The sequence below is a fragment of the Streptomyces sp. SD31 genome, assembly GCF_052068475.1.
In the GTDB taxonomy this organism is placed as follows: Bacteria; Actinomycetota; Actinomycetes; order Streptomycetales; family Streptomycetaceae; genus Streptomyces.
The window spans coordinates 280,652-303,001 of sequence record NZ_JBQHCX010000011.1 but is presented as its reverse complement, the minus strand read 5'-3'; the positions used below and the strand labels follow the sequence as shown (position 1 = coordinate 303,001).

Here is a 22,350-nt window from a genome sequence, read left to right as displayed (position 1 = left end):
TCCACCTCAACGCCCAGGCACGCGAACGAGTATGCGCCCTGAGCCATGCACAGGCAGCGGTGCTGGAGAGCGCTCTGCCGGCGTGGACACGCGCAGAACCACACGCGCACTACCCAGGCGGCCCGGCCGGCCGCCTGACCCGCGGCGAGGAAGCCGTCGCCCCGTGGGGCCCGCCTGCCCCGCCTGCTGTGCCGCGCGCACCGGACGCCGCGTGCCTGCCCGGCGCTACCTGGCACCCGAGGAGCGGGTCTGCGCCCGCCACCGGTACTGGCTCCTGTACCTGCCCGCGACCAGCGGCCTGCCCGTCCCCCTCACGGCGTGCCCGGAGGTGATCGAGGCCCATCGGCGGCATGTCCGGCTGCTGCGGCGTACGCCGGCCGGGGCGCCAGCCTTCGAGGTCGCCCGTGCCGTCACCGGGACCTGGTGGGAACAGCCCTGGCCCAGCGAGGAACACCAGTGGCCGGCCCGCCTTGAGGCGACGCGTCCCGCCGAGGCCGATCCCGGCTGGTGGAAGGTGGCCGCCCGCGACCTGATCACCTACCCCGAAACCGTCGCCGTCGCACGGGTCCTGGCCAGCCCCCGCCGGCAGCAGCACACCGTCACACAGGCCAGCGGCCATCTGCCCTACTGTCTCGGCGAGATGCCCGCGCTGCTGGCCGAACTCGCCGACCAGCTCCAGCGGCCCTGGCTCGCCCACCACCTCGCCCCCCTCACCCACGGGCCACTGTTCACCTGGACCCACTCCTTGGCACGCACCCGCGCCGACCAGGCACCCGCGGCGCAGAAGGCGCTGTGGAAGGTGCATTCATCGCACCGGCCCCGCCCTCTCAGTGACCTTCTCCCTGAAGGATCGGCCGCCGACCGCGAACAGCCGGCACCACACGCGGTCAAGCGGCTGCGCGGCCACAGTCTCCAAGCCGAGCAATCCTTCCAAACAGGCCTGGCCCAGGCCCACATCTACCACCAGCGGCACGGCCACCTGGCCGTGCCGAAGGAAGACGTCCCCAACGGCTACCCACTGGGCCAATGGATCGCCAACCTGCGTACCAGCCACACCAGAATGCCGGCCCACCAAGCCGCCGCCCTGAACGACATCTACCCCTGGTGGAACGCGCCATGGAGCACCCTGTGGCAGCGCACCTGGCACCAAGCCCGCGATCACGCCGAAGCCCAGGGCCCGCTCGAGCCCGCCAGCGGCTTTGCCACCACCAGCTACAGCCTGGGCGAATGGCTGTACCTGCAGTGCACCCGCTACCCCGCCCTCCACCCCGAACAACAACGCCTCCTCACCCAGATCGGCATCAACGCCGCGGCGGCAGCCGCCGCCCGACCCAGACGACGCAGCTACGCAGAACGCTTCCAGGTAGGGCTCGCCCACGCCCGCGCATTCGCCAGCGTCCACGGCAACCTCGCCACCGTCACCCACACGGCCGTGCACGACGGCTACCCACTGGGTCAGTGGCTGTCCAACCAGCGCAACCACCGGCGCTCTGACCGCCAGCCCCTGCCCGCCGCCCGGGCACAGGCCCTCGCGGTCATCGATCCCTGGTGGAACCCGCCCTGGCACCTGACATGGCAGCGCCGCTACTACCGCGCCCGCGACCACGTCGAAGCCGGCCATCCCCTGCACCCAGAGAACGGCTTCAATGACCTCGCCGATGGCACCGCTGACTGGCTGTGGCGCCAGTGCGCCACGCACGACGAGCTCCACCCCGGGCAGCGGCAACTCCTCACCGACATCGGCATCACCACCGAGATAGCACGCACGGCCCAAGACCATGCACGGACAGCCCCGAGAACACCAGCCGGGCTCCCCGCCCCGGAGACCGAAGACAAGACCAGCCAGGCCGGAAGGGATGCGGATCCTGCCGCTTCCACCGGTCGACGCCGCACACGACGAGCCGCCGAACCGAAGCGTCCCCGCGAGCCCCGCAGCCGCCTGGGACACCGCCCCGACCTGAGGCCGGGCTTCGAAACAGCCCTGGCACACGCCCGCGCCTACGCAGCCGAACACGGCCACCTCGCAGCCCCTCGTGACACCCGGCACGACGGCTACCCCCTGGGCATGTGGCTGTTCAGCCAGCGCAACCGCGCCAAACAACGCGCCCGCGACGGACTGCCGCCCTCACCCCACCTGACCGAACTCACCGCGATCGACCCGTGGTGGAACCCACCATGGGACCTGCACTGGCAGCGCAACTACCACCGCGCCCGCGACCACGTCAAAGCTGGCGAACCGTTCGATCCCGTCGCTCGCATCCCTGCACCGAGTACCGTCCTGGGCAGCTGGATCACCCGGGCGTGCCTCCAGTACGACCAGCTCCACTCAGACCAGCAGCACCTGCTGAACACCATCGGCATCACCGCCCAGACAGCCGAACAGTGGCCGCCCAGCCCCCGCCCCCGGCCCCACGCCGAAGCCCTCACTCACGCCCGTACCTGGGCTAGCGAACACGGCCACCTCTGCCCGCCGATCAAGACCTTCCACGACGGCTTCCCCCTCGGCGAATGGCTCAACCGACAGCGCGAACTCGCGAAGAAACGCAGCAGCCCCTCCCCCACCCAGCAGACACTCGCCACGATCGACCCCTGGTGGAACCCGCCCTGGCCCATCCTGTGGCAACGCGCCTACCACCACGCACACACCCACCCCCGCCACCCGGCAGCCCGCCAATGGCTCCACAACCAGCAACGCACCTGGCCCCTCCTCCACCCCGACCAACAACACCTCCTCACCACAGCGGGCCTGATCAGCATCTGAATCCCTCTGGCCGACACCGGCGCCATCCGCCCCTGGTGCGGCCGCCTCCCTCAACCAGCAGCGACCGGCGAGAACTTCGGGACTGATCTGGCCGAACAGGCCCCAGACGGCGCTGCGATGACCGATACTGATGAGCAGGTCTGGCGTGCCCGCAACAGGGTGCACGCGGCCAGCGAGTAGAGAAAGGCGGTGCGGCAGAGGTCAGATGAATCGGCTCAGGGGCATTATGAACATTCTTTTTGTTAGCTCACAGGTGTAGCCCACCCTGCCCAAAAAGCCGAAGAAAACCTCCCCCGCAAAATCCGCCGAAAAACCCCTCTAAACGACCCCACGGGAACAGCGAACCCACGCCCCAAGGGGCTACCAGGCCTGCCGTAAAACAACACCGGCCCGCCCTACGGCGGCGCCGGCCCTTGGCATGCCCTCACACCCCGGCACCTCTGTGCCGCCTCTCCCCGTCCCAGCCGTCCCCGCACGGCTCGTTCAGGCATGAGGCGGCCCAGCCGTCACGTGCTGAAAGGGCATCCACGCGATGAACTCGTCCTCCCTCGCCCCCATCACCGGCCTCCTCGCAGGCCTCCCCGCCGTACTCGCCGGCGCCCTGGGCGGCGCACCCTGGTGGGCCGTCGGAGGAATCGTCATCGCCGCATATCTCGCCATCCCCCTCACCAGCCTCCTCCTCGAACACGCCCGACAACGAAAAGGCACCCTCGTCGACGAGAAATTCGCCGCCACCCTCGACCAGATAACCGACCCCGAAAAAAGAATCCAAGCCATCATCAGCTACCGGCAAGCAACAGCCCTCGCCGTCACTCCACAGCCACCACCCGAACCACCACCAGGAGGGCTACCGCCCGGGCCCCAACCCGCCGGCCCAGACAGCGTCAGCCAGTCACCGGCATCCACATAGACGAGAGCGCCGGGGCCTTCTCCAAGCGCAGCACACGCGTCCGGAAGGCAGAGAGGTCATCCGCCAGCGGGTTCGGGTGATACGCGGGGCTCGACGTGATGCGCCAGACACTGGCGTCGCCCGCCCCGGCGAGCGCGGCGCCGTCCAGCATGGAGCTGCCCGCGACGTAGCATGCCTGCGTCCGGTAGTCCCCGGCCTGCGGATCCGTGGCGGAATTCTCCCTCCCGGCGGACAAGGCCTGAGGATGTTCGTACGCCAGCAACGCCGCAACGGCACATCGCAACCAGCCGTGCAAAGAGGGCTGGGGGGATTCTGACGAAGTAGGTCACTTTTCGGCCCTTCGCTCTAGGATCATGAACGCGCACGGTGGGGGCCGTGCGGTACGAGGTCCGGGAGGCAGCATGTGGTCGGACAACGAGACGGACCTGGACCTACTTGGGTTCGACTTTCTTGTGGACGAGATGGTCGTTGCTCTTACCCAACCACGGCTGCTTCCCCTAACGCTGGGTGTCATCGGCGGCTGGGGATCCGGCAAGAGCAGCTTGCTGACGATTGTCTCGGCGGAACTGTCGTCTCTTCCAGCCGACGAGGCCGGTCATTTCGTCGTGGTCCCGTTCAGCCCGTGGCAGTACGAGGGCTACGAGGACATCAAGGCTGCACTGATGGAAGCGGTCCTGACGCGCTTGCAGCAAGAGGCCGAAGTCGGCAGCGCTGAGGCTGAGCAGGCTGGCCGTCTCAAGCGGATGGCTAGGAGCTTGCGACGGCCGGTGCAAATGCTGGTCGGCACAGCACTGCCTGCTGGCGCGGCGATGGCCGCCGGCGCGCTGGACCCCAGCCTGGCAGACGTAGCCTCCACCATCGCTCAGGGCGCTGTCGGCGGAATGAACCCGGGCCAAGAGCCCGACGTGAAGAGTGGCGACGAGGACCCCGCTCCTGCCGACCCAGGGGCGTTCCGGCAGCAGTTCGCCGGTCTAGTGGGCTCCCTGGAGCAGGTCCGCGCCGTGATCGTGATGATCGATGACCTGGACCGGTGCCTGCCCCACACTGTCGTGGACACCTTCGAGGCAATCCGGCTCTTCCTGAACGTCGACAAGAGCGCGTTCGTGATCGCTGCCCACTCCGAGGTCGTGCAGGCTGCCATCGATCGGCGCTACCCGGGACTCGGCCGCCCGGGCACTTCTGGGCTGGGCGCGGAGTACCTGGAGAAAATGCTCCAGGTCAAGATCAGCATTCCGGTATTGTCCGCGCCGGAGGCCGAAACCTACATGCACCTGCTGCTGGCCCAACTGCACCTTGCATCAGAGCAGTTCACGGTCGTGGCCGCAGCAGTCGCCCAGCGCAGACGCGAGAGTGCGCTGGGAGTTGCCTTGAATGCGGGCATGGCATCGGCCACCCTGGGGGCCGACATGCCGTCGCAGCTGTACAAGGACATGACGTGGGCCGCAGCCATCGCCCCCGTGCTCGGCAGCGTCCTGCGGGGCAATCCGCGGCAGATCAAGCGGTTCATGAACACCCTGACACTGCGCCTGGCGAGCGCCGAGCGCCGCGGCACGTCACTGGACGCTGCGGTCCTGGCCAAGCTCATGGTGTTGGAAGAGCAGTACTTGGCTGACTTCCAGAAACTCGTCGACTGGCAGGTCCAGGCGCTGGGGCCGGGTGGAGACGGCCAGCTCTTGGCCGCCGAACAGCATGTACGCAGCCCCGTGACGACCGCGCAGGCAGGAGCGGACGACAGCCAGACCCCCGGGGAGCCGGCTTCCTCCACGGACCACCGTGCCCGACAGCGCTCCTCTGCCCGTCGGCCAGCGCGCCGGGAGGATGCCACCACGAGCGAACTGAGCGAGGAAGTGCGTGCTTGGGTGGAGAAGCCGCACATCGGCGCCTGGCTTCGGATGGATCCCGCGCTGAGCGGGGTGGACCTCGGCCCGTACTTTACGTTCGCGCGGGCCAAATTGACGCTGGCTGCCAGCACCGCACTTCTGCCCGAACACATCCAGGAACTGCTTGGACGACTCCAGTCCGACGTGGCCGGCCAGCGCCGGGCAGCGGTGGGACGGGTGCAGGAGACGGTGGCTGCGGAGGATCTGCCGACGCTCGTCGACGTCGTCGCCGTCACCGAAGACCCGGGAGAGTACCGACTGCTGCGCGCCCGGCTCGGCAGACGCCCTGGCGTGCACCCCGCACTGGGCATGCACCCTCTACGAGCCCACACCTTCACTCCCGCCGATCTTGCCCGATTCCTGCGCATGCTGCCCGAAGCAGACTGGATCGGCGAGATCGGGCTCGACTACTCCCCCGCCGGACGCAGCACTCGTCGCGCGCAGCTGCGGATCTTCGAGGCCATCCTCTCCGATCCCCGAACTGGTGCCCTGCCGATGACCCTGCACAGCCGCGGCGCCGAGAAGGACACCCTTTCCCGACTCGCGCAGACCGGCGCCACCGCTGCGATCTTGCACTGGTACACGGGCCCCCTGGCCCTGGTAGACGACGCCCTAGCCGCAGGACTGTGGTTCTCCGTCAACCCCGCCATGACCACCTCAGCAAAAGGCCGCGCCCTCCTCGACATCCTCCCGCCCAACCGAGTCCTCCTCGAGACCGACGGTCCCTTCGCCCGCTTTGGGAAACGCCCGGCCCACCCAGCAGACCTCGCCGACGTCGTTGCTCACCTCGCCACTCGCTGGGCACTCACGCCCGAACATGCCACCCAACAACTCCAGAGCAACCAACAACGACTTCTCGGCAGCACCGGACCCCACTAGCGATGCTCCTGCCCCCCCCAGGCCGCCGTCGACAGTTCCGTTCTCGCAGCCAGCACATACCAGCAATCACTGAACATGCCCACCGCTCACCGCAGATGACACAACCTGATCACCGGACCCCCTACCTGACAAAACCCCAGCTCACCCCACCCACCACGGCACCACACCCCAACTCATGACCTCCACGCCGTCCGACCTCTCCCCCACACCGGACTGATAAGCGCAGGTCAACCCATCGACCACTGATCAGAAATAACCCTCCTGGACAGCAGCGCTTGCTGAGCTGGGCGTGGAGTGGGCGTAGCAACGGCCCTTGAGGGGCTGGCCGGAAGAACCTTCCGCTGGCCCCTTCGTGCCCCGGCGCTCGGCACGGACTCGTGCAGCGCGAGAAGGCCCTCGATCACACCCATGACCGGCCTCCAGTGTTCAGCGAACAACTTCACGCCGGTGCGGGGGAACTCAACAGGGATCGGGCAGTAGTCCCAGTTCGTGTGTACTCGCCACAGGTGGTGTTCAGGCGGCACTGTCCCGCGAAGGTAGACAAGCGCGGCGGTACGCCACCGGACCTGATCACGCGGATCGCTATCCACGCGCAGGTCACGACCTTCGCGAAGAAAATCTCGCAGCGTGGCCACCTGCTCCTCAGTCAGCTCCATACTCCGTGCAACGACCGGCCCCTCCGAAGGGCACCGCAGGTCAGCCGACTGTGAGCACAACCTTGCCCTTCCGGACGTCCGGCCATCTCAGCGAAGACGAGACGGCTCACGGACGATGGAAATTCGAGATCTTCCCGCTTCCTTCGCCCTACGGTTCTGGGATGGACAAGGACGAAATCCGTGACGACCTAGTGAGTTCGGCTCAGCGTTGGGCCCGGACATCTTTCGATGCCTACCTGCAAGAGCCTGCGGACCAGGACTTCGCCGTCCATCACATGGCTGTAGCCGTCGAACATCTGGCCAAGGCGTGCCTAGCCTCCATCACCCTCACACTGCTGGCCGACATCAAGCCCTCTCTAGAAGATCTGTTGCTACTGGGCGGCCGAGAAGACAAGGTGGAGAAAGGACGTGCGGGTCTCAGAACCGTCAGTGGCGCGGGGGTCGTAATGAGGCTCACGAAATTGGGAAAGGGCGAGGTACCACAGCAACTTGCGGCCTTGAGGGAGGCGCGCAACGGCGTCACTCACATGGGGTCGGGGAAGTCACCCAACGAATGCCGGGAACTCCTGGCATCTGGCGTGAAGTACATCGATTCCCTGTTGCCCGAGCTGGCGAAGGAACCAGACTGGTTCTGGGACAAGTACTACCAGACGTGCAAGAGCCTCGTAGAAGAGACGACGTCCGAGCTGACAGTCCGCTACTCCGCCAAGGTTCAGCGGGCCCAGGAGACCTTCGCGAGCAAAACCGACGGCTTGTCCGAAAGCGAGAGGACGGCGGTGATTGCCAGCCTGGCGGCAGCGCCACTGCCCAGCCGATGGCTTCTGCACGTACCCACGACGTGTCCGGCTTGCGGGAATCCTGCGTTCATCAGCGGGCGCGACAAGAGCGGGGATTATGGGGATATCTGGTTCTTCCCGCGCTACTTCGGGTGTCGGGTCTGCGACCTCACACTGACCGGACCCGAACTGGACCTCGCGGACATGAGAGCCCATTCCCTGCGCACCGAAGAAGAGGTGGATGACGACTGGGAACCCGACTTCGACTGATCCAGCGGCGTATCACGTCGTCTGGCGGGCGTGTGGCCCCTGCCTCGATGCCGAGGCAGGGGCCACACGCCGCCGGTGCAGCAGCTACGGACATCTGTCAGGTGTACGGCCCAGAAGCGTTCGGAAGAAGTCGGTGAGCACGGGGCGGGCGCGCTCGCGGTCGCGCAGTTCGTCGTGGCCGAACCGGAACACCTCGTACCCGCGGAACTTCAGGTCGCGGTCACCGGCCATGGTGGCGGCGTACTTTGCACTGTCGGGTACGGCTCCTCCGTCGCGCGTGTAGTGCTGCATGCCGTCGACTTCCAGCACCACGCGGCGGTTACCGGGCAGCAGCATGAGGAAGTCCATGCGGAGGTTCTGCATGGCACGCTCCCCGCGCTCGCGGATGGTCTTGGAGTCCCAGTGCACCCATATCTCTGGCAGGAGCGCGGGTACGTCAGGCAGTTGGCCCTTGTAGAGGTTGTGGTAGAGCCAGAACAGGTTCTTCTGGCCTGCGGATTCACGTGGCAGGGAAGCCTGCATGCGGTCGTAAAGGGTGTGGCGGGCCGTCTCCGTGTCCGCGATGCCGCGGGTTTCCTGCCACCAGGACAGCAGGTCGCTCCAGAGGAGCCCGTTCTTGCCTACCGGGTGGTTGTAGACCAGGATCTTGTCGGCTTGTTCGGCGATCTCGATGTCGTTGTCGAGGGCGCTGGTGAAGCGGATGTCGGGCTTTCCCTGGGTGGCGAAGATGAGGTTGCGCGGCCGGCGGGCGGTGCCGCGACCGAGCTGGTGCAGGTGGAACTGGGGGTATCCGTCCGTCTCCCCTTCTTGACGGAGCTGTGCGCCGACCGGCTGCAGATGGCGGTTGGCAAGTTCGACGAAGCGGCGCTGTGCCTGCTCGTCAGGAAGAACTTCTGGGGCGGCCAGGCCCTCGAGGAAGCGGCCGAATCGAGGATGTGGGGCTTCGAAGGCTCTGAGCTGCTCGAAGAGGTCCTCGGTCGACCAGTCGTCTGGAAACCTGATCACGTGGCGCTGGATGTCGGAGCGCAGGGTGCCAAGGTGGGGCCCCCACACGTTGAACTCGTCCTCACCGAGATCCCACAAGCTGCCCAGCAGGGTCAGAAAGCGGTCCGGATACTTGAGGTGATCGGAGAGGTCGAGTTCCTTGGCCAACTCTCGCCGCGTACGGCCGGGTATTTCCACGTAGTCGCCACCGAGCCACACAACGTCCTGCAGTTCCATCCGCTCGGGAGCTAGAAGCGGCTCGCTGTCGAGAACTGCCTGAGCCACATGAGGCAGTCGGTCGTCCGGGCAGGCCCTCAGGCTCACGGTCAAGCGCTCGTGTTCGGTCGCTTGGTCTTTGGGAGGAGGCGAGGGCAAGCCAAGTCGCTCGCACAGCGCTGGCAGATCCTCATGCCCATATCGCTGGTACAGCGTGATGCACACGCCTTCGATAAGGCTCCGCAATCGCTGAAGGTCCATCTGCTCAGCCATCCCACGATGATGAGCCAGGTCGCGCTTCGGATTCCAGACGTGGCCGCACTGGGCCGTCCGCGACTTCTCCTTCGAGGCGAAGACGGGGGCTGTAGAAGGTAACGCCGCAGGCTGGAGGCCCTCTGTCAGTGGTGCCTGGTATCTGCTGTGCTGTCAGATACGCCGTAAGCATGCCGGATCGCCGGGAGATGCGATTCATGCCTTTCACCGCGCTGCACCCCGAACTGGGCCGCCTCGACTCAACCCTCCCCGACCTCGGACACAGCATGGAATGGGGCCAGATCCACAAGGTCCACCCCCGTGTCACGCTCACCTGCCCCGACTGCTCCTGGGGCCTGCACCCGAAAGTCTCCCGGTACGGGGTCCGGTTCTTCTGCCACGACCGCGACCGGCCGGAGTCGTGTGAGCTGCTGAACGAGTCGTGGGAGCATCACATGCTCAAGCTGGAGATGGCGGGTGCGATCCGGGCGGCCGGGTGGTTCGCGGCACTGGAGGTGCCGGCCGAGGACGGGTCATGGCGGGCGGACGTCATGGCCTCGTCCGCGGACGGGAACCGGCGCATGGCCTGGGAGGCACAGCTGTCGCCGATCACTGTGGACGACATCGCCGCCCGCACTGACCGGTACGCGGCGGAGGGGGTCCGGGTGTGCTGGGTGCACCCGGGCGCGCGGCCGCCGCAGTGGATCAGCGCGGTGCCGGCCGTCCGGGTCAGGGCTCCACAGGAGAGGGATCAGCCGTGGGTGGTGGACGACGGGCTCGCCGGGTTCGTGTACCGGAGCGGGCGGTGGGAGTTCCAAGAGGAGCCGCTTGAGCGGTTCGTGCGGTGGGCGCTGGAGGAGCAGCTCGTTCCCGCCGAGGTGCTGCCCCGGTACCGGCGGGTGTACCGGATGGTCAACGGTGAGCAGCGGCGGTTCCGCCGGGATCGGTGGTGGACGTCGCGGAAGTCGATCGCTGACCAGGGCAGGCACGAGGTAATGCGGCAGCGGCAGGATGCCGCGCGGGCGGAGCGGGAGGCCCGGCAGAAGGAGCAGGAGGAGGCTGCGGAGCGGCGCCGCCAGGAGGTGGAGGAGCAGGAGCGGGCGCGGAAGGCCGAGGAGGCTGAGCGTCGACGACTGCAGCGAGAAGAGGAGGAGCGTCTGCGCCTGGAGGAGGCACGGCGGCGGTGGGCGGAGGAGGATGCGCGCCGGGAGCAGGAGAGGGTGGAGCGCGAGGCGCGTCTGGCCCGCGAGCAGGCCGAGCGGGAAGAGAGGGAGCGTCAGGCGCTGGAGGTGGCGCGGGCGTGGTGGGGCCGGTTGTCGCCGCAGCAGCAGACCGAGCTGTTCGCCGCCGTCGCCGAGTACGCCTGGCGCGAGTCGAGTCTGCGGGTGGAGGTCCCGGAGAAGCCGATGATGTGGCCGCAGTACGCCCGCGGTGTTCCGGTCCACGTGGCCGACAAGCGGCGGACGCTGTACGGGGTCGTGCGGCCCTGCCCCGATCTGGTCGCCGCCTGCCCCACGCTCGCGGAGGAGCTGGTCTTGGTCCGCAGCGCCCAGGAGGCGCGCGAGCTCACCGCCGTCCTGCCCCAGGGCCGGATCGTCCACCTCGACCTGCCCGAGCACGAACAGCTCACCATGTGCTGAAGCGGCGGACTGGCAGCACTTCAACGGGAACAGCATCGCAACCACGTGGGGCTGCCGCTCTTCCCTCGGTGCTGAGGCGGGCCCGACCGGGCCCACCCGGCAAGGCCATCAGGTCAGGGCAGCGTGGCCGGCCTCGGTGGCCTCCATCAGGTCTGGCCGCTCTCCGTTCGCCGGGTGGACGATCCGAATTAGACCGCCGTCGTGCAGGTCGAGCATCGCCTTGTAGAGCCCGAACTGCTTCTCCTGCCATGCCACGCGCCGAGGGTCTTCCTCGGCGGCGCTTCGCTCGAAGTTCGCCGGGTGGATGGTGTGAAAGAAGTCGGAGGCGGCCACGGGCTCTGGTGACTGGGCGATCAGGCGGAGAAGCTCATGCTCGTCGGCGTTCAGCGTCATGACGGCAGCGTAGAGGTCGGGCTGGGCAGAGGTAACGGATTCCGGGCCCAGGTGTCGGTAGCTGTGGGGAAAGACGACAAACGGGCTGGCGGCCGTGATCGTGCGAACGACTGCGCGTAAGACACCCGGTCTTGAACAATGTCCCCTGTGTACATGTCTGCACTGCGGTGTGGAGGGAGGGCGATGCGTCCCGAGGAGACTTTGGACATCAAGCTGGCCTTCGCAGGTTGGCTCGCCAGCAAGCCGGCTGCAGAGCTGGCGGAGATGGAAGCCGAGGCTTACGCGAAGCAGGGGTTCAGCAACTCGCCGCAAGACGAGCTGGACAGTCTGCGTGCCGCGCAGAACTACTGGGTGGCACCAGACATGGTCCGCATCGCGGAAGCGGCACAGGAAACACTGCCTGACGAAGACGTTCTCCTTGAGGAGCCGCCCTCGAGTCATGGATTCCTCGTGCTCGCTGAGCCCTTCACCATTCGGTGCGCCGATCAGGAGTGTGTGGATGACCATCCGTTCAGCGGATTGCGGTGGCGGCCCGTCCACCGAGTCCTCCCAGCTACCAAGTGGGCCGAGGAACAGCACGACGGCGGAATCCTTATCCAATGGATCGGACGTGTCGTTGGCGAGGAGGAGCGTCAGTTCTTCGGATCGCCTGTCGCGCCGGTGGGGAACGGGATGTTCATGCCCGCAGGTCGCCCTCTCGAGATGGCTCAGTCGGTAGAAATCGGCGCCATGCGCCCTGAGTCTGCTGTCCTGTGCCGATACGCACGCGCCATGTGGACACTGATGCAGCAGCCGCTGGCGGCCGTTGGCGAGCTGGAATCGGACCGCCCTCAACGGAGGCGACTCCAACGGGCAGGACAGATACCCGCTGCTCCCGTGGCAATCGTCACCCTGCGACGCAAGACAGAAAAGGGCGGGAACAACGAGGAGACCCAAGAGGTCGAGTGGTCTCACCGCTGGGTCGTCCGGGGACACTGGCGACGTCAATGGCACCCACGCCTACAAGCCCACCGCCCCATCTGGATCAACGAGCACGTCAAAGGACCAGACGACAAGCCGCTGCTGGTGCGCGAGAAAGTCATCACCTGGCGTCGATAGAAGGAACAGCCTCGTTGAGCTGCCGTACCACGCCGAAGGCGGGTACGACGACGCTCCGCCCTCGCCGTCCAGGAGCTCAACCCATAGCACCGCACGAGCATTCGGGCAGGGGAAGTCCCTTGCGCCCACCACGAGCCCGACCAGGATCAGTCCAGCGCCGGGAGGTCACTCGGGCGGCCGATGGCCGGCGTGGAAGGCATGGTGCGTGACGTGGACGCTGCCGGAACCCATGCTGAGCACTCCCGTGGCCGTGCCCGAGCTGCGGCCGGGCTGGGCGGCGGAGCCCAAGTTATGGGCAGAGTTTTGGGCTGTCTATTGTCCACTTCTCACCCCGGGACACTGAAGCCAGACTGGCGACAAACAGCCCTTCTGCGCGCGTTCAGTCAGGCCGCCCCGTACCGGTGCTGTCGATCGTCCGGAGCCGATCGGCGATGCGTGCCAGGGTACGCCTGGTCTCGGCGACGCGGGAGCGTCCTCCCAGGCGTTCCAAGGCCCATTCGAGGTCAGCGCGTGATTCCTGCAGTACGGCATCGAACGCGCGGCTCAGACGAACGGCCTCGTCCGCTTCCTGTAGCTCGACCCTCCATACTTCCATGTGCTTGCGCAGGCGGAGGGCTCGGCGCAAGGCTTGCTCGGTCATGAGCGGCACGTCGGCCTCGTTCTCGTTTCGTCTGGCAATGGCGGCAGCTGCGAGTTGCATCAGTTCTCGCTCGGATTTCGATGCGTCAGCGAGGCGTCGGCTGAGAAGGTTGCGCTCACACATGACCTCGAGGAGGTGCACCTTCACCTCGCTATGCAGCTCGTTCAGTTGCGCAATCACCCTCTCCAGATCGTTCCGGTCCAACTCCTGAAGGGCGTGCACGATGCGCTCGGCAACTCCCGGCAGGTCTCCCACGCGCGCCAGGCGATCGTCATTCCCATCTCTCATTGCCTTGCCCGATTGGATAGCCCAAGTCCCACTTTCCGCGAGCAATCGCTCTGGGAAATCCTCCTCCGTAGAAGTCATCTGCGGCTGGGCATCTGACGTGGACGGCGCGCCCGCGGGAACGATGGCGGACAGTCCGGCTTCGACATCGAGAACGGCGTCGAGACCGTCCACCAGGGCATCATGGCGGAACTGCTGCATGATCTCACTCAGTCCGGCTCCGGCTTCGAGAACGGCGTCGAGACCGTCCACCAGGGAGCGCTGATGCTCGTCGAGCCAGCGGTCTGCGGCCTGGCCGTACTCTTCCGATTCGTAATGGTCCGTCACTGCTCCGCCCCTTGGTTGACGTACCGGGCAACGGCCCGGCGGGCCTTCTTGAGGCTGGCTCGCACCGCTTCGGAGGTCAGTTCGAGCTTCTCGGCGATCTCGGATGGCGTGTAGCCGCTTAGCGTCCAGGCCAGAACCTGACGCTGCCGGCATGGCAACCTCCTCACCAGTTGCAGCATGTCGTGCCGGGCCTCCCATTCTGCGATGGCGTCCGGCCGGGGCAGCAGCGACGTCGGCTCAGGCACTTGCCCGACCGGATCCTCGCGGATATTGGTGGCTCTGCGGATGTAGGCTCGGGAAGCGACGGTGTGGACCCATGCCTGCGGCTCGTGAAGCTCGGTCCAGCGCCCGTATGCCTTGGTCATTGTGTCCTGGGCGATGTCTGCAGCCAGTGGCAGCGTGGCTCCATGGTTGACCAGGAAACCCACCAGCCTGCTGATGGTTTTGCGGTAGAAGGCCGAGAACTCCGCGTCCACGACGTGTTGCGTATAGGTGCCTTCCGCGAGCGCATCTTGACCGACAGCGGGCGCGGCGGCTGCGGGGTCGACGTGGTCCGCCGGATTGTGATTGCTCATCCTGCCTGCTGCCCGTTCTCTGTTCCGGACTTGGCTCGAGTGAACTTCATGCGAAGACGGTGCCCGTCGCTCCGCTGCTCATCGAGTTCCAGATGGCCCCCATCGGCGACTGCCTCGGTGACTACAGCGAGGTACTGGCGCTGTGTCTGCTCATGGTGTACCCGCCAGCGCAGGCGAAGCCACAGGCCGAGCAGAGCGCACAGCTCGATGACAATGATCGAGACAATGGTGATGACGGCCGTGACCGTGTCCATGGCTATCTCCCGTGTCGTGCGGGTCGCGGGCGCCGTGAGGGCCCATCCATGAGTGAGAGCCTGGACAGCCCTGCGCCGTGAACCACCGAGCTCAAAATCTTTTCAATCGGCGGTCTCCCCTACGGAGGTCCACCCTCATTCGGCGTACGAGCAGCGAACCTCGACGCAGCTCTCGCGAGAAGTGAAGTGCATCCGCCCCGGTGATCGACATTGCGCTGGACCAAATCCCGCGGACAGCTCAACAGCGCATAAATCAAGTGGGACGGGTTCAGGGCTCTGCTCTCCGTGGACGCGGGCGGGGTGGTGCTGCGCTCCAGGCGCGGCACCGAGATGCTTCCGGCGTTTCCGGAGATTGAGGCTGGGGCCGCGCAGTTGCCGGACGCGACCGCGTTGGACGGCGAGCTGGTCATATGGGACGCCGCGGGCCGCCTCGCGTTCGAGCGGTTACAGAACCGGCTTGCCCGGCGCGGTTCCGGTGCGGCCCGGGCTGCGGAGGAGTGGCCGGCCCACTTCGTCGCGTTCGATCTGTTGCGGCTGTCCGGGACGGACACAACCGGGTGGCCGTATCGGCGGCGCAGGGCCGCGCTGGAGTCCGTGTTCGCCGCCCGCCCGCTGTCGGCGCCGTGGGCGCTGTGTCCGTCGACCAATGAGGCCGAGGTCGTGCGTGAGTGGCTGACGTGGGCGTCGGTCGGGATGGAGGGCGTGGTCTTCAAGAGGCTGGATGATGCCTACCGCCCGTCGGTGAGGGGCTGGCAGAAGTACAAGGTCCGCGAGACGAGCGAGGCGATCGTCGGCGCGGTCACCGGCCCTCTGGCCGCTCCCCGCACGCTGCTGCTCGGCAGGTACGACGACGAAGGCCGCCTTGAGTACGTCGGCCGCACCACCACCCTCGCCCGGGCGGCAGGTGCGGCGTTCGCCGGTCTGCTCGCTGCGGGGCGGCGCGGTCATCCGTGGACAGGTTGGTCGTTCTTCGCCGGGTGGGGCAGCCATGAGAAGCTGAACGTCACGCTGGTGGAACCCGAGCTGGTGGTGGAAGTCGGCGTCGACGTCGCCCGCGACGCCTCCGGCCGGTGGCGACATCCCGCACGCTGGCACCGTGCGCGCCCTGACCTCTCCCCCGCCGACGTTCCCCGCCTGACGTCGCCGCCGCGCTGACGGCGGCCGGGCGCGGCGGCCCCGCCGACGCGCAACCGGCTGAGCGCGCCCCGATCCCCGGCTGCGTCCGCGCCGCCCATCCCGCCCTCCCTCATCCTCAACTCCAGCCAGGGCATGGTCGAAGGGGTCGCAACGGGGATGTCAGCGGCCCGACCACGCCGTACGCCCGTGGTGACCTGGGCGGACTCCAGGGCGTTGTGGAGGCCGGCGCAACTCCTACCGCAACACTCAGCGCAACACTTGGCGCAACCTCTACCGCAATACTCAGCGCAACACGGGGCCTTATGAGGCGAAGCCGCGGCCGGGCGGGCTGGTCACAGTGTCGCCTTGCGATCGGATGCCCACGATCTGGAGCTGGTCGCCGGTCGCGCGCACGACCAGGTCCAGGGCGTCGTCCAGGGCGAGCCGCAGTTCGCGTGCACGGTCGGACCCGTGGTCGGGTCGATGGTCTGGCGTGGAGGGGTCTGGGGCGGACCCAGACCTCTGCCCGGGCCGGATCAGACAGCAGGATTATGGGCTGCCCCGGAACGCGGCGTAGGAACTGCGGCCGGCTGGCGCAGTTGGTCGGGAAGAAGATCGCCGTGGCGGTGCCGGAGGTAGGCGAGGGCCTGTTCGAGGGAGGGGTTGTGGTCGATGCCTTTCTTGACGAACTCCAGCCGCTGCTTGGCTTCTCGCAGGATTTCGGACCACGTGCGCACCCAGACCCGGACACCGGCGTGCTCGTATTGGGTGGGTTCGAGGTACAGACCCTCGGGCTTGTTGGCCTGGCGAAGAGCCGGCTTCAATCTGTCCTTCACCGAACGGACGACAAGGTAGAAGTCCCAGGTCGTTTCGACGTTGGCGAAGCGCGGCTCGTTGAGGACGGCCTGCATGTAGTCATCGACCTGGAGAGCCTGCTCACGGTCGGCGTCGACGGCGGGCGCCTTGAGCTCAATCACAAGGTGCCGTACGCGATCATGCTCGTGGCTTTCGGCGGAGAGCATGAGGTCGACTCGCCGGGTGCCGCCGTCGACCGCGCGGACGGGTCCGTCTGGGGTCGGGTCCCAGCCGACAGCGCGCCGGTGGTGTTCCAGCATGCGGGTCAGGCCGATCTCGCTGCTGCGCATCATGTTGAACTCTTCGCCGAAGACCCACAGTTCGCGTTCGAGGATCTTGTGGAGGTGATCGCGTTCCTTGACCACTCCGTAGGTGTCCACGTCGAAGACCAGATGCTCGAGGGCGGTCAGGAACTGCAGCCGTGAGGTGACGATGGACGATGCACGGATGATGTTGGACAGGCTGGTCTGCTGGAGCAGGCCGTGCAGGTGGCTGACGTCGTCACCTCCCAGACTCAGCACCTTCTCCAGGATCTCCACCATCTCGTCAGGGTTGTGCCGGAGGGAGTTCTGCAGCAGGGACAGCGTGAGCCGCTTCTTCGTCCTGTCGCCTGTGATGTGGCGGTTGATGGAGGTGGCGACCAAGTCGAACGTCGCCTGCTCGGCACGGGCCTGGTCACCCTCAGCCCGGCGTGGGTAGGGGTAGACGCCTTCCTCTATCCACCGCTCGACAAGCTGGCGGCGCTGCCGTCGGCGCCGTTCTTCGAGCCGTGTGCCGATCCATTCGCGGGCGGTCCGCAACAGGGGCGCCAGGGGGGTGTCGCCACCTAACGTGATCAAAGGGATTTCGTTGCGGTGCCGGGGCATCGGTTCCCACAGCACGTAGGCGGTGTAGGAGAAGTCGGCGTGTTCGGTGGATACATCGAGGCTCTTCACCGGGGCGCTGGCGGCGTCGCACAGAGCGATAGTGCGCTCTGCGCCCGTGCGCCAGTGGATCAGCCGGATGTGGAAGGGATGCGTCTGGCCCTCGTAGTCGAAGGTGAGGTCCTCGAATTCTTCGGCCTGGATCTGGGTCTGTGGGTCGATGCGCTGGCCGTCGTAGATGACCCGGACATCGGTCCAGGTCAGGAGATAGGGCGCGAGGGCCGCCGTGATCTGGGTGGCGGCTTTGGGTTCCAGGAGCTTGTTGAGGTGGTGTGCCTGTTTTCCCCAGAGCTCCACCTTCGTGCCTGGGCTGTCCGTCCCAGGCGCCGGCTGCGTGTCGATCCGCCACGTCGTCCGACGGCTGATCTCCGACTCGATCGTCGTGCGCATCAGCTGGCCGTCCACTGCGCGAGCTGTGCTCGTCCAGCGCGTCGCATCACCCAGCGCGAATGCCCGCAAGCGTCCGCGGCCGGCCTTTCCATGGAGCGGACGCTGCAGCCGGTCGGTTGTGCCACCCACCCGCTTGTCGGAATTGTCGACCTGCTTGAAGGCAGTCCGCGCCTTCTCCGGGGTGATGCCGTCGCCGTTGTCGGCAACGACAATCTTGTCTAGGCCCGTGGTGCCAGATCGCTCGATGGTCACGTCGACTTTGGTGGCGTCGGCGTCGAGGGAGTTCCACACCAGCTCCAAGACAGCCTTGACGGCTTCTCGCTCGTGCGAGAGCTGACGCACCAGGTCGTCCCCGGCTTCCAGAAGTACGTGATCCGCCATAACAGCGCATCCTTCAACAGGTCGGAACGGATTGTCCATCCCGCATCAACGCCCTGTAATGCCTCCCAGCGTCTACGGCTTGGCGGTACAACCGTTTCCTGAGGGCGGCAGTCGACTATCCGCCCCGATCAACCCCGCCGAAAGATCTGACATGACCATCCCGCCTCCTGCCGACGTACCCCAGCCCGAGGTAGCGCAAATTCCTCCCGGCGCGGCCGAACTGCTTGAAGGGATGAGCGAGGAGCAGGCAGCTTTGACACTTGGCCTGGGCGTGCTCGTGCAGCGCGCTGCCGAAACCGACTACATCCTGCACGGCCTGTACGCCCACCTCGGTGGCGTCGAACGGCCTTACACAGACAAGCCCCACGAGACGGTGAAGCACTTCATTACCAAGGCCAAGAACCGGCTGACTACCCCCGCCAACGAACGAATCCCCGCTCAAGCACGTGCAGCTCTGCTGCATGACCTGGACCTGTGCACGGCCAGCTTCGAGGAACGCAACCGGTACATCCACAGCTGCTGGGTCTACGACGACGATGTCCATGGGTGGCGGACCGCCAAAGGAACGAGGGGGCTCAGCCGTCCCGACATCGGCCTGGTGTCCAGTGAGGATGTCTGGGACCTGGCCAGCGAGTTCGCCCGCCTGCGAGACAAGCTGGTCGCCTGGGACGCCCACTTCTTCGGCACCCCTGGTGACCCGGATCTGGATGTGCCTCCCGCATCCTCGAAGCGTCTGTGATCCACCGCTCGCCGCCGCGCACCAGGGCTGTTGAGCCAGACGACACGGCGGGGTTCGGCGGACTCAGCGGCGGCGGAGCTCCTCGGACCAGTCCCGGAGCCGGTCTTCGAGGGTGAGGTTGTCGCCGCGGCTCACGGTCTGCAGCAGCTGGGCGCACACGGTCGCTTCGGCGGCGAGGCCGGCCGGGCTGCCCAGGACGGGGAAGGCATCGCGGACGCGGGCGGCGGTGTCCGGCTGGAGCAGCGTGTAGGCGTAGAGCGTGGCGGCGTCGAATCCCTCCGGGGCTCGCCCCCAGCCCTCCCAGTCGAGAATGCTCAGCGGTGCGGTGACGTTAGCCCAGTGCAGGTCGGAGTGGGCGGCGGTCCAGCGGGTCACGGCCGGGGCGGGGATGCCCACGAACTCTGGGATCGCCCGGTCCATGTACTGCTGGCGTACGGCGACGCGGTCGGTGTCGACGGCCGCCACCTTCTCCAGCGTCCCGGCGAGGTCCTCCCACCAGGAGTCCGGTAGCTGGAGGTCGTGCTGGAGGACCGGGTCGTCGGACAGGACCGGCTGGTCCACGCGAGCCGACAACTCCGCCCGGTAGGCGGTGCCGTCGTCGACGGCGTCGTGCACAGCCAGGAGAGCGGGCCGGCGCCCGTCGAGGTCCCCGAAGACGTGCTGGGCGTCGAGAGCGCCGTCCCACAGCTTCCCCGACGCCTTGTCCTCCGGGCAGGACACGAGCCGCAGCCACGCCGGTTGCCCGGTGGCGGTGCGGGCCGGGGCACCCAGGGTGCGCCCGGCCCAACCCCATAACTCCCCGCCTGGCTCGACTCGTACGTCCAGGGCCTTGGCGGCGCGGGCGTGGCGGGCGCGCATGCGCTGTTCGGTGTCCGGGTCAGGGGGAGGCGAGTGCACCAGTGATCTCCCGCAACTTGGCGGCGGTCAGGGAGGGTTGGGCGACGGCGTCGGCCGCCTGACTCCAGTGTGGCGCACTGGAAGCGGCGATGAGGACGTCCGTCACTCCTGGGCATGACGCGACCGCGAGGACGCACGCCTGTGCGGGGGTCAGGCCCGGCCGGATGAGGTCGGCGAGCTCCTGGTCGACGATGCCGGGGAGCTCACCGCCGTGCAGCGGCGCGGAGGCCATCACCCGCAGGCCCGCGCCGGCGGCGGCCGGGAGCGGGCCCCGGCCGTGAAGGGCCTGCGTGATCGGCGTCATCATCACCAGACTGACCGGCATCTGGACCGCGACCAGGTGGTGCCGGCCGCCCGCGGCTTCGGCGGCCAGGGCGAGCAGTTCCTCCACCGTGAACGCTTCCTCTTCCAGGCCCGCCCACGTGGCGATGCCGTACCCGGCAACGTGCCCGGCTGCCACGGCTTCCTCGAGGACGACGAACGCCTCCCGCAGCGCGCGGTGCAGGGCCGGGCGGTCGCCGGGGTGGGCGCGCTCCGGGTTGTGCAGCAGGACCAGGTCCAGCCGCTCGCGCCCGAGCTGCTCGCGGTTGCGGCCCATCTGCCAGCGCACGTACTGCGGGGCGAGGCTGTGCCCGACCACGGCCTGGTCCTCGGTGAGAACCCCGGCGTTCACGGCATCGGCACTGGTGGCCGCGGTGAAGTAGCCGGCCTTCGTCGCGATCCGCAGGGACGGGTGGGCGGCCAGGGCCGGGGCCAGCAAGTCATGAGCGCGGCCGGTGGCGTAGTTGGGGGCGGTGTCGATCCACTGCGCGCCGGAGGCGGCCGCACGGACGGCCGCCTCCGGGATCGCCCGGCACCGGTAGGTGCCCAGAGCGAGCTCCGCTGTCACAGCAGGCTCCCCACCGTCGCGGCCTGCCCGGCAGCGAGCTCCTGGACCAGCCCGGCGACGTCCTCCAGAGCGAGGCCGGCTGTTTCCGCGAGCGCGGCCAGATCCACGGTCCGGCCGTCGACCAGCGGGCGCAGCACCGCCTCCGCCTCGGGGGCGAACTCGAACGTGCTCCCGGCGGCGGAGAGCGTCACCGCGTCCTCGCCGACCTCCAGCACCGCGCGGGCGGTCGTCAGCCGCACCCGGAGGCCGCCGTCGACGGGGACGCCGTCAATGTACGGCAGGCTCGGCACCATCCGGCCGACGGCCTGGCCGTCCATCGCGGCCCGGTAGCGGGCGAGCAGCGTCGGGTCGTCCAGTAGTTCGGCGAGCCGCTTGCGCATCCCGTCCACGGCGTCGGCCTGGACGTCCGGCGCGGCGAGCAGCGGCAGGTCGCGCCGCCAGTCCTCGTGTCCGAGCAGCTGCTCGGACACCCACGCCATCAGGTCCGTCGCCGTGTGGGTCTGCAGACCGCAGGTGACATGCAGGGAACGGGTGCCCTGATCAGCGGAGACCGCGTGCCACACGCCGCGCGGCACATACAGAACGTCGCCCGGCCACAGGACCAGGTCGGCGACCGGCTCGGTGGGCGCCTCGCCCGGGTCCTCGATGTCGCGGTAGAGCGGGAACGGGCGGGTGGTGCCGTAGATCCGCCACCGCTTCGCGCCGTCCAGCTGAACGACGACGGTGTCGTGATCGTCCCAGTGAACGCCGAACCCCTCGGTGCTGGTCCACGACGCGTAGAGGTTCGCCTGCACGCGGGTACGCAGATCGCGCTCGATCGCTTCGCAGAGGCGGGCGAGCGGCTGGTGGAGTTCGTCGACGCTGTCCAGGGCGAGGGAGGCGCCCTCCTTCAGGCGGGCGTGCAGTTCGGCCGGGTGGAGGCGGTGCCACGCCGTGTGGCGGCGGGTGGCCACCGGCGTGGTGTAGCCGCCGACCAGCAGCGTCTCGCCGTCGCGGGACAGCCGCATGCGCGGCGGTTCCAGTCGGTGTGCGGCCAGGATCTGGTTGAGGTCGTCCCAGCTCATCAGTCCGGCGACATCGAGGGCGCCGGGGACGTGGCGGTATTCGCGGTGCAGTGCCTGGGCGAGGAAGTCCTCGCCCAGGCACGCCGCGATGGACGTGTGCGTCATCGCGTCAGGGCTTCCGATCGTCAGTCGTTGCCGTCGCTCTTGCCGGTGCCGCCGCCGTCCGAGGGGATGGCGTTGCGGCCCCTGGCGGCGACGATCTGCCGGCGGGAGCGGACCAGGCCGCCGGTCGACGGCCCGGACGTGGCGGGCGGGGGCGTGGCGGGACTCTGCATGGAATCCTCCTGCGGGGTTGGTAGC

General features: G+C 67.7%; 18 protein-coding genes. 7 read left to right on the top strand and 11 right to left on the bottom strand.

What is annotated here, in order from left to right:
- Positions 1-211 precede the first annotated feature (211 nt).
- A complete protein-coding gene (locus tag ACTMVF_RS25040) occupies positions 212-2,761 on the top strand; it encodes a helicase associated domain-containing protein (RefSeq protein ID WP_441273343.1) in 2,550 nt (849 codons plus the stop codon).
- Positions 2,762-3,645: 884 nt separating this feature from the next.
- On the opposite strand, the gene ACTMVF_RS25035 is transcribed toward ACTMVF_RS25040, so the two are convergent.
- A complete protein-coding gene (locus tag ACTMVF_RS25035) occupies positions 3,646-3,933 on the bottom strand; it encodes a hypothetical protein (RefSeq protein ID WP_441273342.1) in 288 nt (95 codons plus the stop codon).
- A gap of 139 nt (positions 3,934-4,072) precedes the next feature.
- On the opposite strand from ACTMVF_RS25035, the gene ACTMVF_RS25030 reads away from it, so the two are divergent.
- A complete protein-coding gene (locus tag ACTMVF_RS25030) occupies positions 4,073-6,430 on the top strand; it encodes a TatD family hydrolase (RefSeq protein WP_441273341.1) in 2,358 nt (785 codons plus the stop codon).
- A gap of 817 nt (positions 6,431-7,247) precedes the next feature.
- Positions 7,248-8,132 (top strand): hypothetical protein, encoded by an 885-nt coding sequence (locus ACTMVF_RS25025; protein ID WP_441273340.1) that lies wholly within the window; start codon positions 7,248-7,250, stop codon positions 8,130-8,132.
- 84 nt (positions 8,133-8,216) lie between these two features.
- Here the strand turns inward: ACTMVF_RS25025 and ACTMVF_RS25020 are convergent, their stop codons facing one another.
- A complete protein-coding gene (locus ACTMVF_RS25020; RefSeq protein WP_441273339.1) occupies positions 8,217-9,605 on the bottom strand; it encodes a hypothetical protein in 1,389 nt (462 codons plus the stop codon).
- A 197-nt stretch (positions 9,606-9,802) separates the two neighbouring features.
- Here ACTMVF_RS25020 and ACTMVF_RS25015 point away from each other — a divergent pair, with 197 nt between their 5' ends.
- Positions 9,803-11,224 (top strand): competence protein CoiA family protein, encoded by a 1,422-nt coding sequence (locus tag ACTMVF_RS25015; RefSeq protein WP_441273338.1) that lies wholly within the window; start codon positions 9,803-9,805, stop codon positions 11,222-11,224.
- 108 nt (positions 11,225-11,332) lie between these two features.
- Here the strand turns inward: ACTMVF_RS25015 and ACTMVF_RS25010 are convergent, their stop codons facing one another.
- Positions 11,333-11,617 carry a hypothetical protein gene (locus ACTMVF_RS25010; protein ID WP_441273337.1) on the bottom strand — a complete coding sequence of 95 codons (285 nt, stop codon included), beginning with the start codon at positions 11,615-11,617 and terminating at the stop codon, positions 11,333-11,335.
- Between the two features lie 183 nt (positions 11,618-11,800).
- Between ACTMVF_RS25010 and ACTMVF_RS25005 the strand changes: the two genes are divergently transcribed.
- Positions 11,801-12,715, top strand: coding sequence for a hypothetical protein (locus ACTMVF_RS25005; protein ID WP_441273336.1), 915 nt, complete (start codon positions 11,801-11,803; stop codon positions 12,713-12,715).
- 379 nt (positions 12,716-13,094) lie between these two features.
- Here ACTMVF_RS25005 and ACTMVF_RS25000 read toward each other — a convergent pair whose 3' ends face one another.
- From ACTMVF_RS25000 to ACTMVF_RS24990, 3 genes are read right to left on the bottom strand one after another with little or no spacing between them, the layout of a single operon-like run.
- Entirely contained in the window at positions 13,095-13,967 is an 873-nt protein-coding gene (locus ACTMVF_RS25000; protein ID WP_441273335.1) for a PspA/IM30 family protein, read from the bottom strand.
- Positions 13,964-14,542 (bottom strand): RNA polymerase sigma factor, encoded by a 579-nt coding sequence (locus ACTMVF_RS24995; RefSeq protein ID WP_441273334.1) that lies wholly within the window; start codon positions 14,540-14,542, stop codon positions 13,964-13,966. The genes ACTMVF_RS25000 and ACTMVF_RS24995 overlap by 4 nt, the downstream gene beginning before the upstream one ends.
- Positions 14,539-14,796, bottom strand: coding sequence for a hypothetical protein (locus tag ACTMVF_RS24990; RefSeq protein ID WP_441273333.1), 258 nt, complete (start codon positions 14,794-14,796; stop codon positions 14,539-14,541). The genes ACTMVF_RS24995 and ACTMVF_RS24990 overlap by 4 nt, the downstream gene beginning before the upstream one ends.
- 252 nt (positions 14,797-15,048) lie before the next feature.
- Here ACTMVF_RS24990 and ACTMVF_RS24985 point away from each other — a divergent pair, with 252 nt between their 5' ends.
- Positions 15,049-15,951 (top strand): ATP-dependent DNA ligase, encoded by a 903-nt coding sequence (locus ACTMVF_RS24985; protein ID WP_441273363.1) that lies wholly within the window; start codon positions 15,049-15,051, stop codon positions 15,949-15,951.
- A 497-nt stretch (positions 15,952-16,448) separates the two neighbouring features.
- On the opposite strand, the gene ACTMVF_RS24980 is transcribed toward ACTMVF_RS24985, so the two are convergent.
- On the bottom strand, positions 16,449-18,461 hold the full coding sequence (locus ACTMVF_RS24980) for an ATP-binding protein (protein WP_441273332.1): 2,013 nt from the start codon (positions 18,459-18,461) through the stop codon (positions 16,449-16,451).
- A 151-nt stretch (positions 18,462-18,612) separates the two neighbouring features.
- Here ACTMVF_RS24980 and ACTMVF_RS24975 point away from each other — a divergent pair, with 151 nt between their 5' ends.
- Positions 18,613-19,200 carry a hypothetical protein gene (locus ACTMVF_RS24975; protein ID WP_441273331.1) on the top strand — a complete coding sequence of 196 codons (588 nt, stop codon included), beginning with the start codon at positions 18,613-18,615 and terminating at the stop codon, positions 19,198-19,200.
- Positions 19,201-19,263: 63 nt separating this feature from the next.
- Here the strand turns inward: ACTMVF_RS24975 and ACTMVF_RS24970 are convergent, their stop codons facing one another.
- The 4 genes from ACTMVF_RS24970 to ACTMVF_RS24955 are packed head-to-tail and all read right to left on the bottom strand — an operon-like array spanning position 19,264 to position 22,325.
- Entirely contained in the window at positions 19,264-20,058 is a 795-nt protein-coding gene (locus ACTMVF_RS24970; protein ID WP_441273330.1) for a hypothetical protein, read from the bottom strand.
- Positions 20,059-20,077: 19 nt separating this feature from the next.
- Positions 20,078-20,986 carry an aldo/keto reductase gene (locus ACTMVF_RS24965; protein WP_441273329.1) on the bottom strand — a complete coding sequence of 303 codons (909 nt, stop codon included), beginning with the start codon at positions 20,984-20,986 and terminating at the stop codon, positions 20,078-20,080.
- A complete protein-coding gene (locus ACTMVF_RS24960) occupies positions 20,983-22,155 on the bottom strand; it encodes a ribosomal protein uL16 3-hydroxylase (protein WP_441273328.1) in 1,173 nt (390 codons plus the stop codon). The genes ACTMVF_RS24965 and ACTMVF_RS24960 overlap by 4 nt, the downstream gene beginning before the upstream one ends.
- A 20-nt stretch (positions 22,156-22,175) precedes the next feature.
- Positions 22,176-22,325: a hypothetical protein gene (locus ACTMVF_RS24955; RefSeq protein ID WP_319256329.1), complete on the bottom strand. Its 150-nt coding sequence runs from the start codon at positions 22,323-22,325 to the stop codon at positions 22,176-22,178.
- Positions 22,326-22,350: the final 25 nt, after the last annotated feature.

Bases quoted from the DNA above. Each gene is read 5' to 3' on its own strand.
- ACTMVF_RS25015 (WP_441273338.1), top strand. From the start codon at position 9,803: ATGCCTTTCACCGCGCTGCACCCCGAACTGGGCCGCCTCGACTCAACC.
- ACTMVF_RS25020 (WP_441273339.1), bottom strand. From the start codon at position 9,605: ATGGCTGAGCAGATGGACCTTCAGCGATTGCGGAGCCTTATCGAAGGC.
- ACTMVF_RS24955 (WP_319256329.1), bottom strand. From the start codon at position 22,325: ATGCAGAGTCCCGCCACGCCCCCGCCCGCCACGTCCGGGCCGTCGACC.
- ACTMVF_RS25025 (WP_441273340.1), top strand. From the start codon at position 7,248: ATGGACAAGGACGAAATCCGTGACGACCTAGTGAGTTCGGCTCAGCGT.
- ACTMVF_RS24990 (WP_441273333.1), bottom strand. From the start codon at position 14,796: ATGGACACGGTCACGGCCGTCATCACCATTGTCTCGATCATTGTCATC.
- ACTMVF_RS24975 (WP_441273331.1), top strand. From the start codon at position 18,613: ATGACCATCCCGCCTCCTGCCGACGTACCCCAGCCCGAGGTAGCGCAA.
- ACTMVF_RS24970 (WP_441273330.1), bottom strand. From the start codon at position 20,058: ATGCGCGCCCGCCACGCCCGCGCCGCCAAGGCCCTGGACGTACGAGTC.
- ACTMVF_RS25010 (WP_441273337.1), bottom strand. From the start codon at position 11,617: ATGACGCTGAACGCCGACGAGCATGAGCTTCTCCGCCTGATCGCCCAG.
- ACTMVF_RS24960 (WP_441273328.1), bottom strand. From the start codon at position 22,155: ATGACGCACACGTCCATCGCGGCGTGCCTGGGCGAGGACTTCCTCGCC.
- ACTMVF_RS24980 (WP_441273332.1), bottom strand. From the start codon at position 18,461: ATGGCGGATCACGTACTTCTGGAAGCCGGGGACGACCTGGTGCGTCAG.
- ACTMVF_RS25005 (WP_441273336.1), top strand. From the start codon at position 11,801: ATGCGTCCCGAGGAGACTTTGGACATCAAGCTGGCCTTCGCAGGTTGG.
- ACTMVF_RS25030 (WP_441273341.1), top strand. From the start codon at position 4,073: ATGTGGTCGGACAACGAGACGGACCTGGACCTACTTGGGTTCGACTTT.
- ACTMVF_RS24995 (WP_441273334.1), bottom strand. From the start codon at position 14,542: ATGAGCAATCACAATCCGGCGGACCACGTCGACCCCGCAGCCGCCGCG.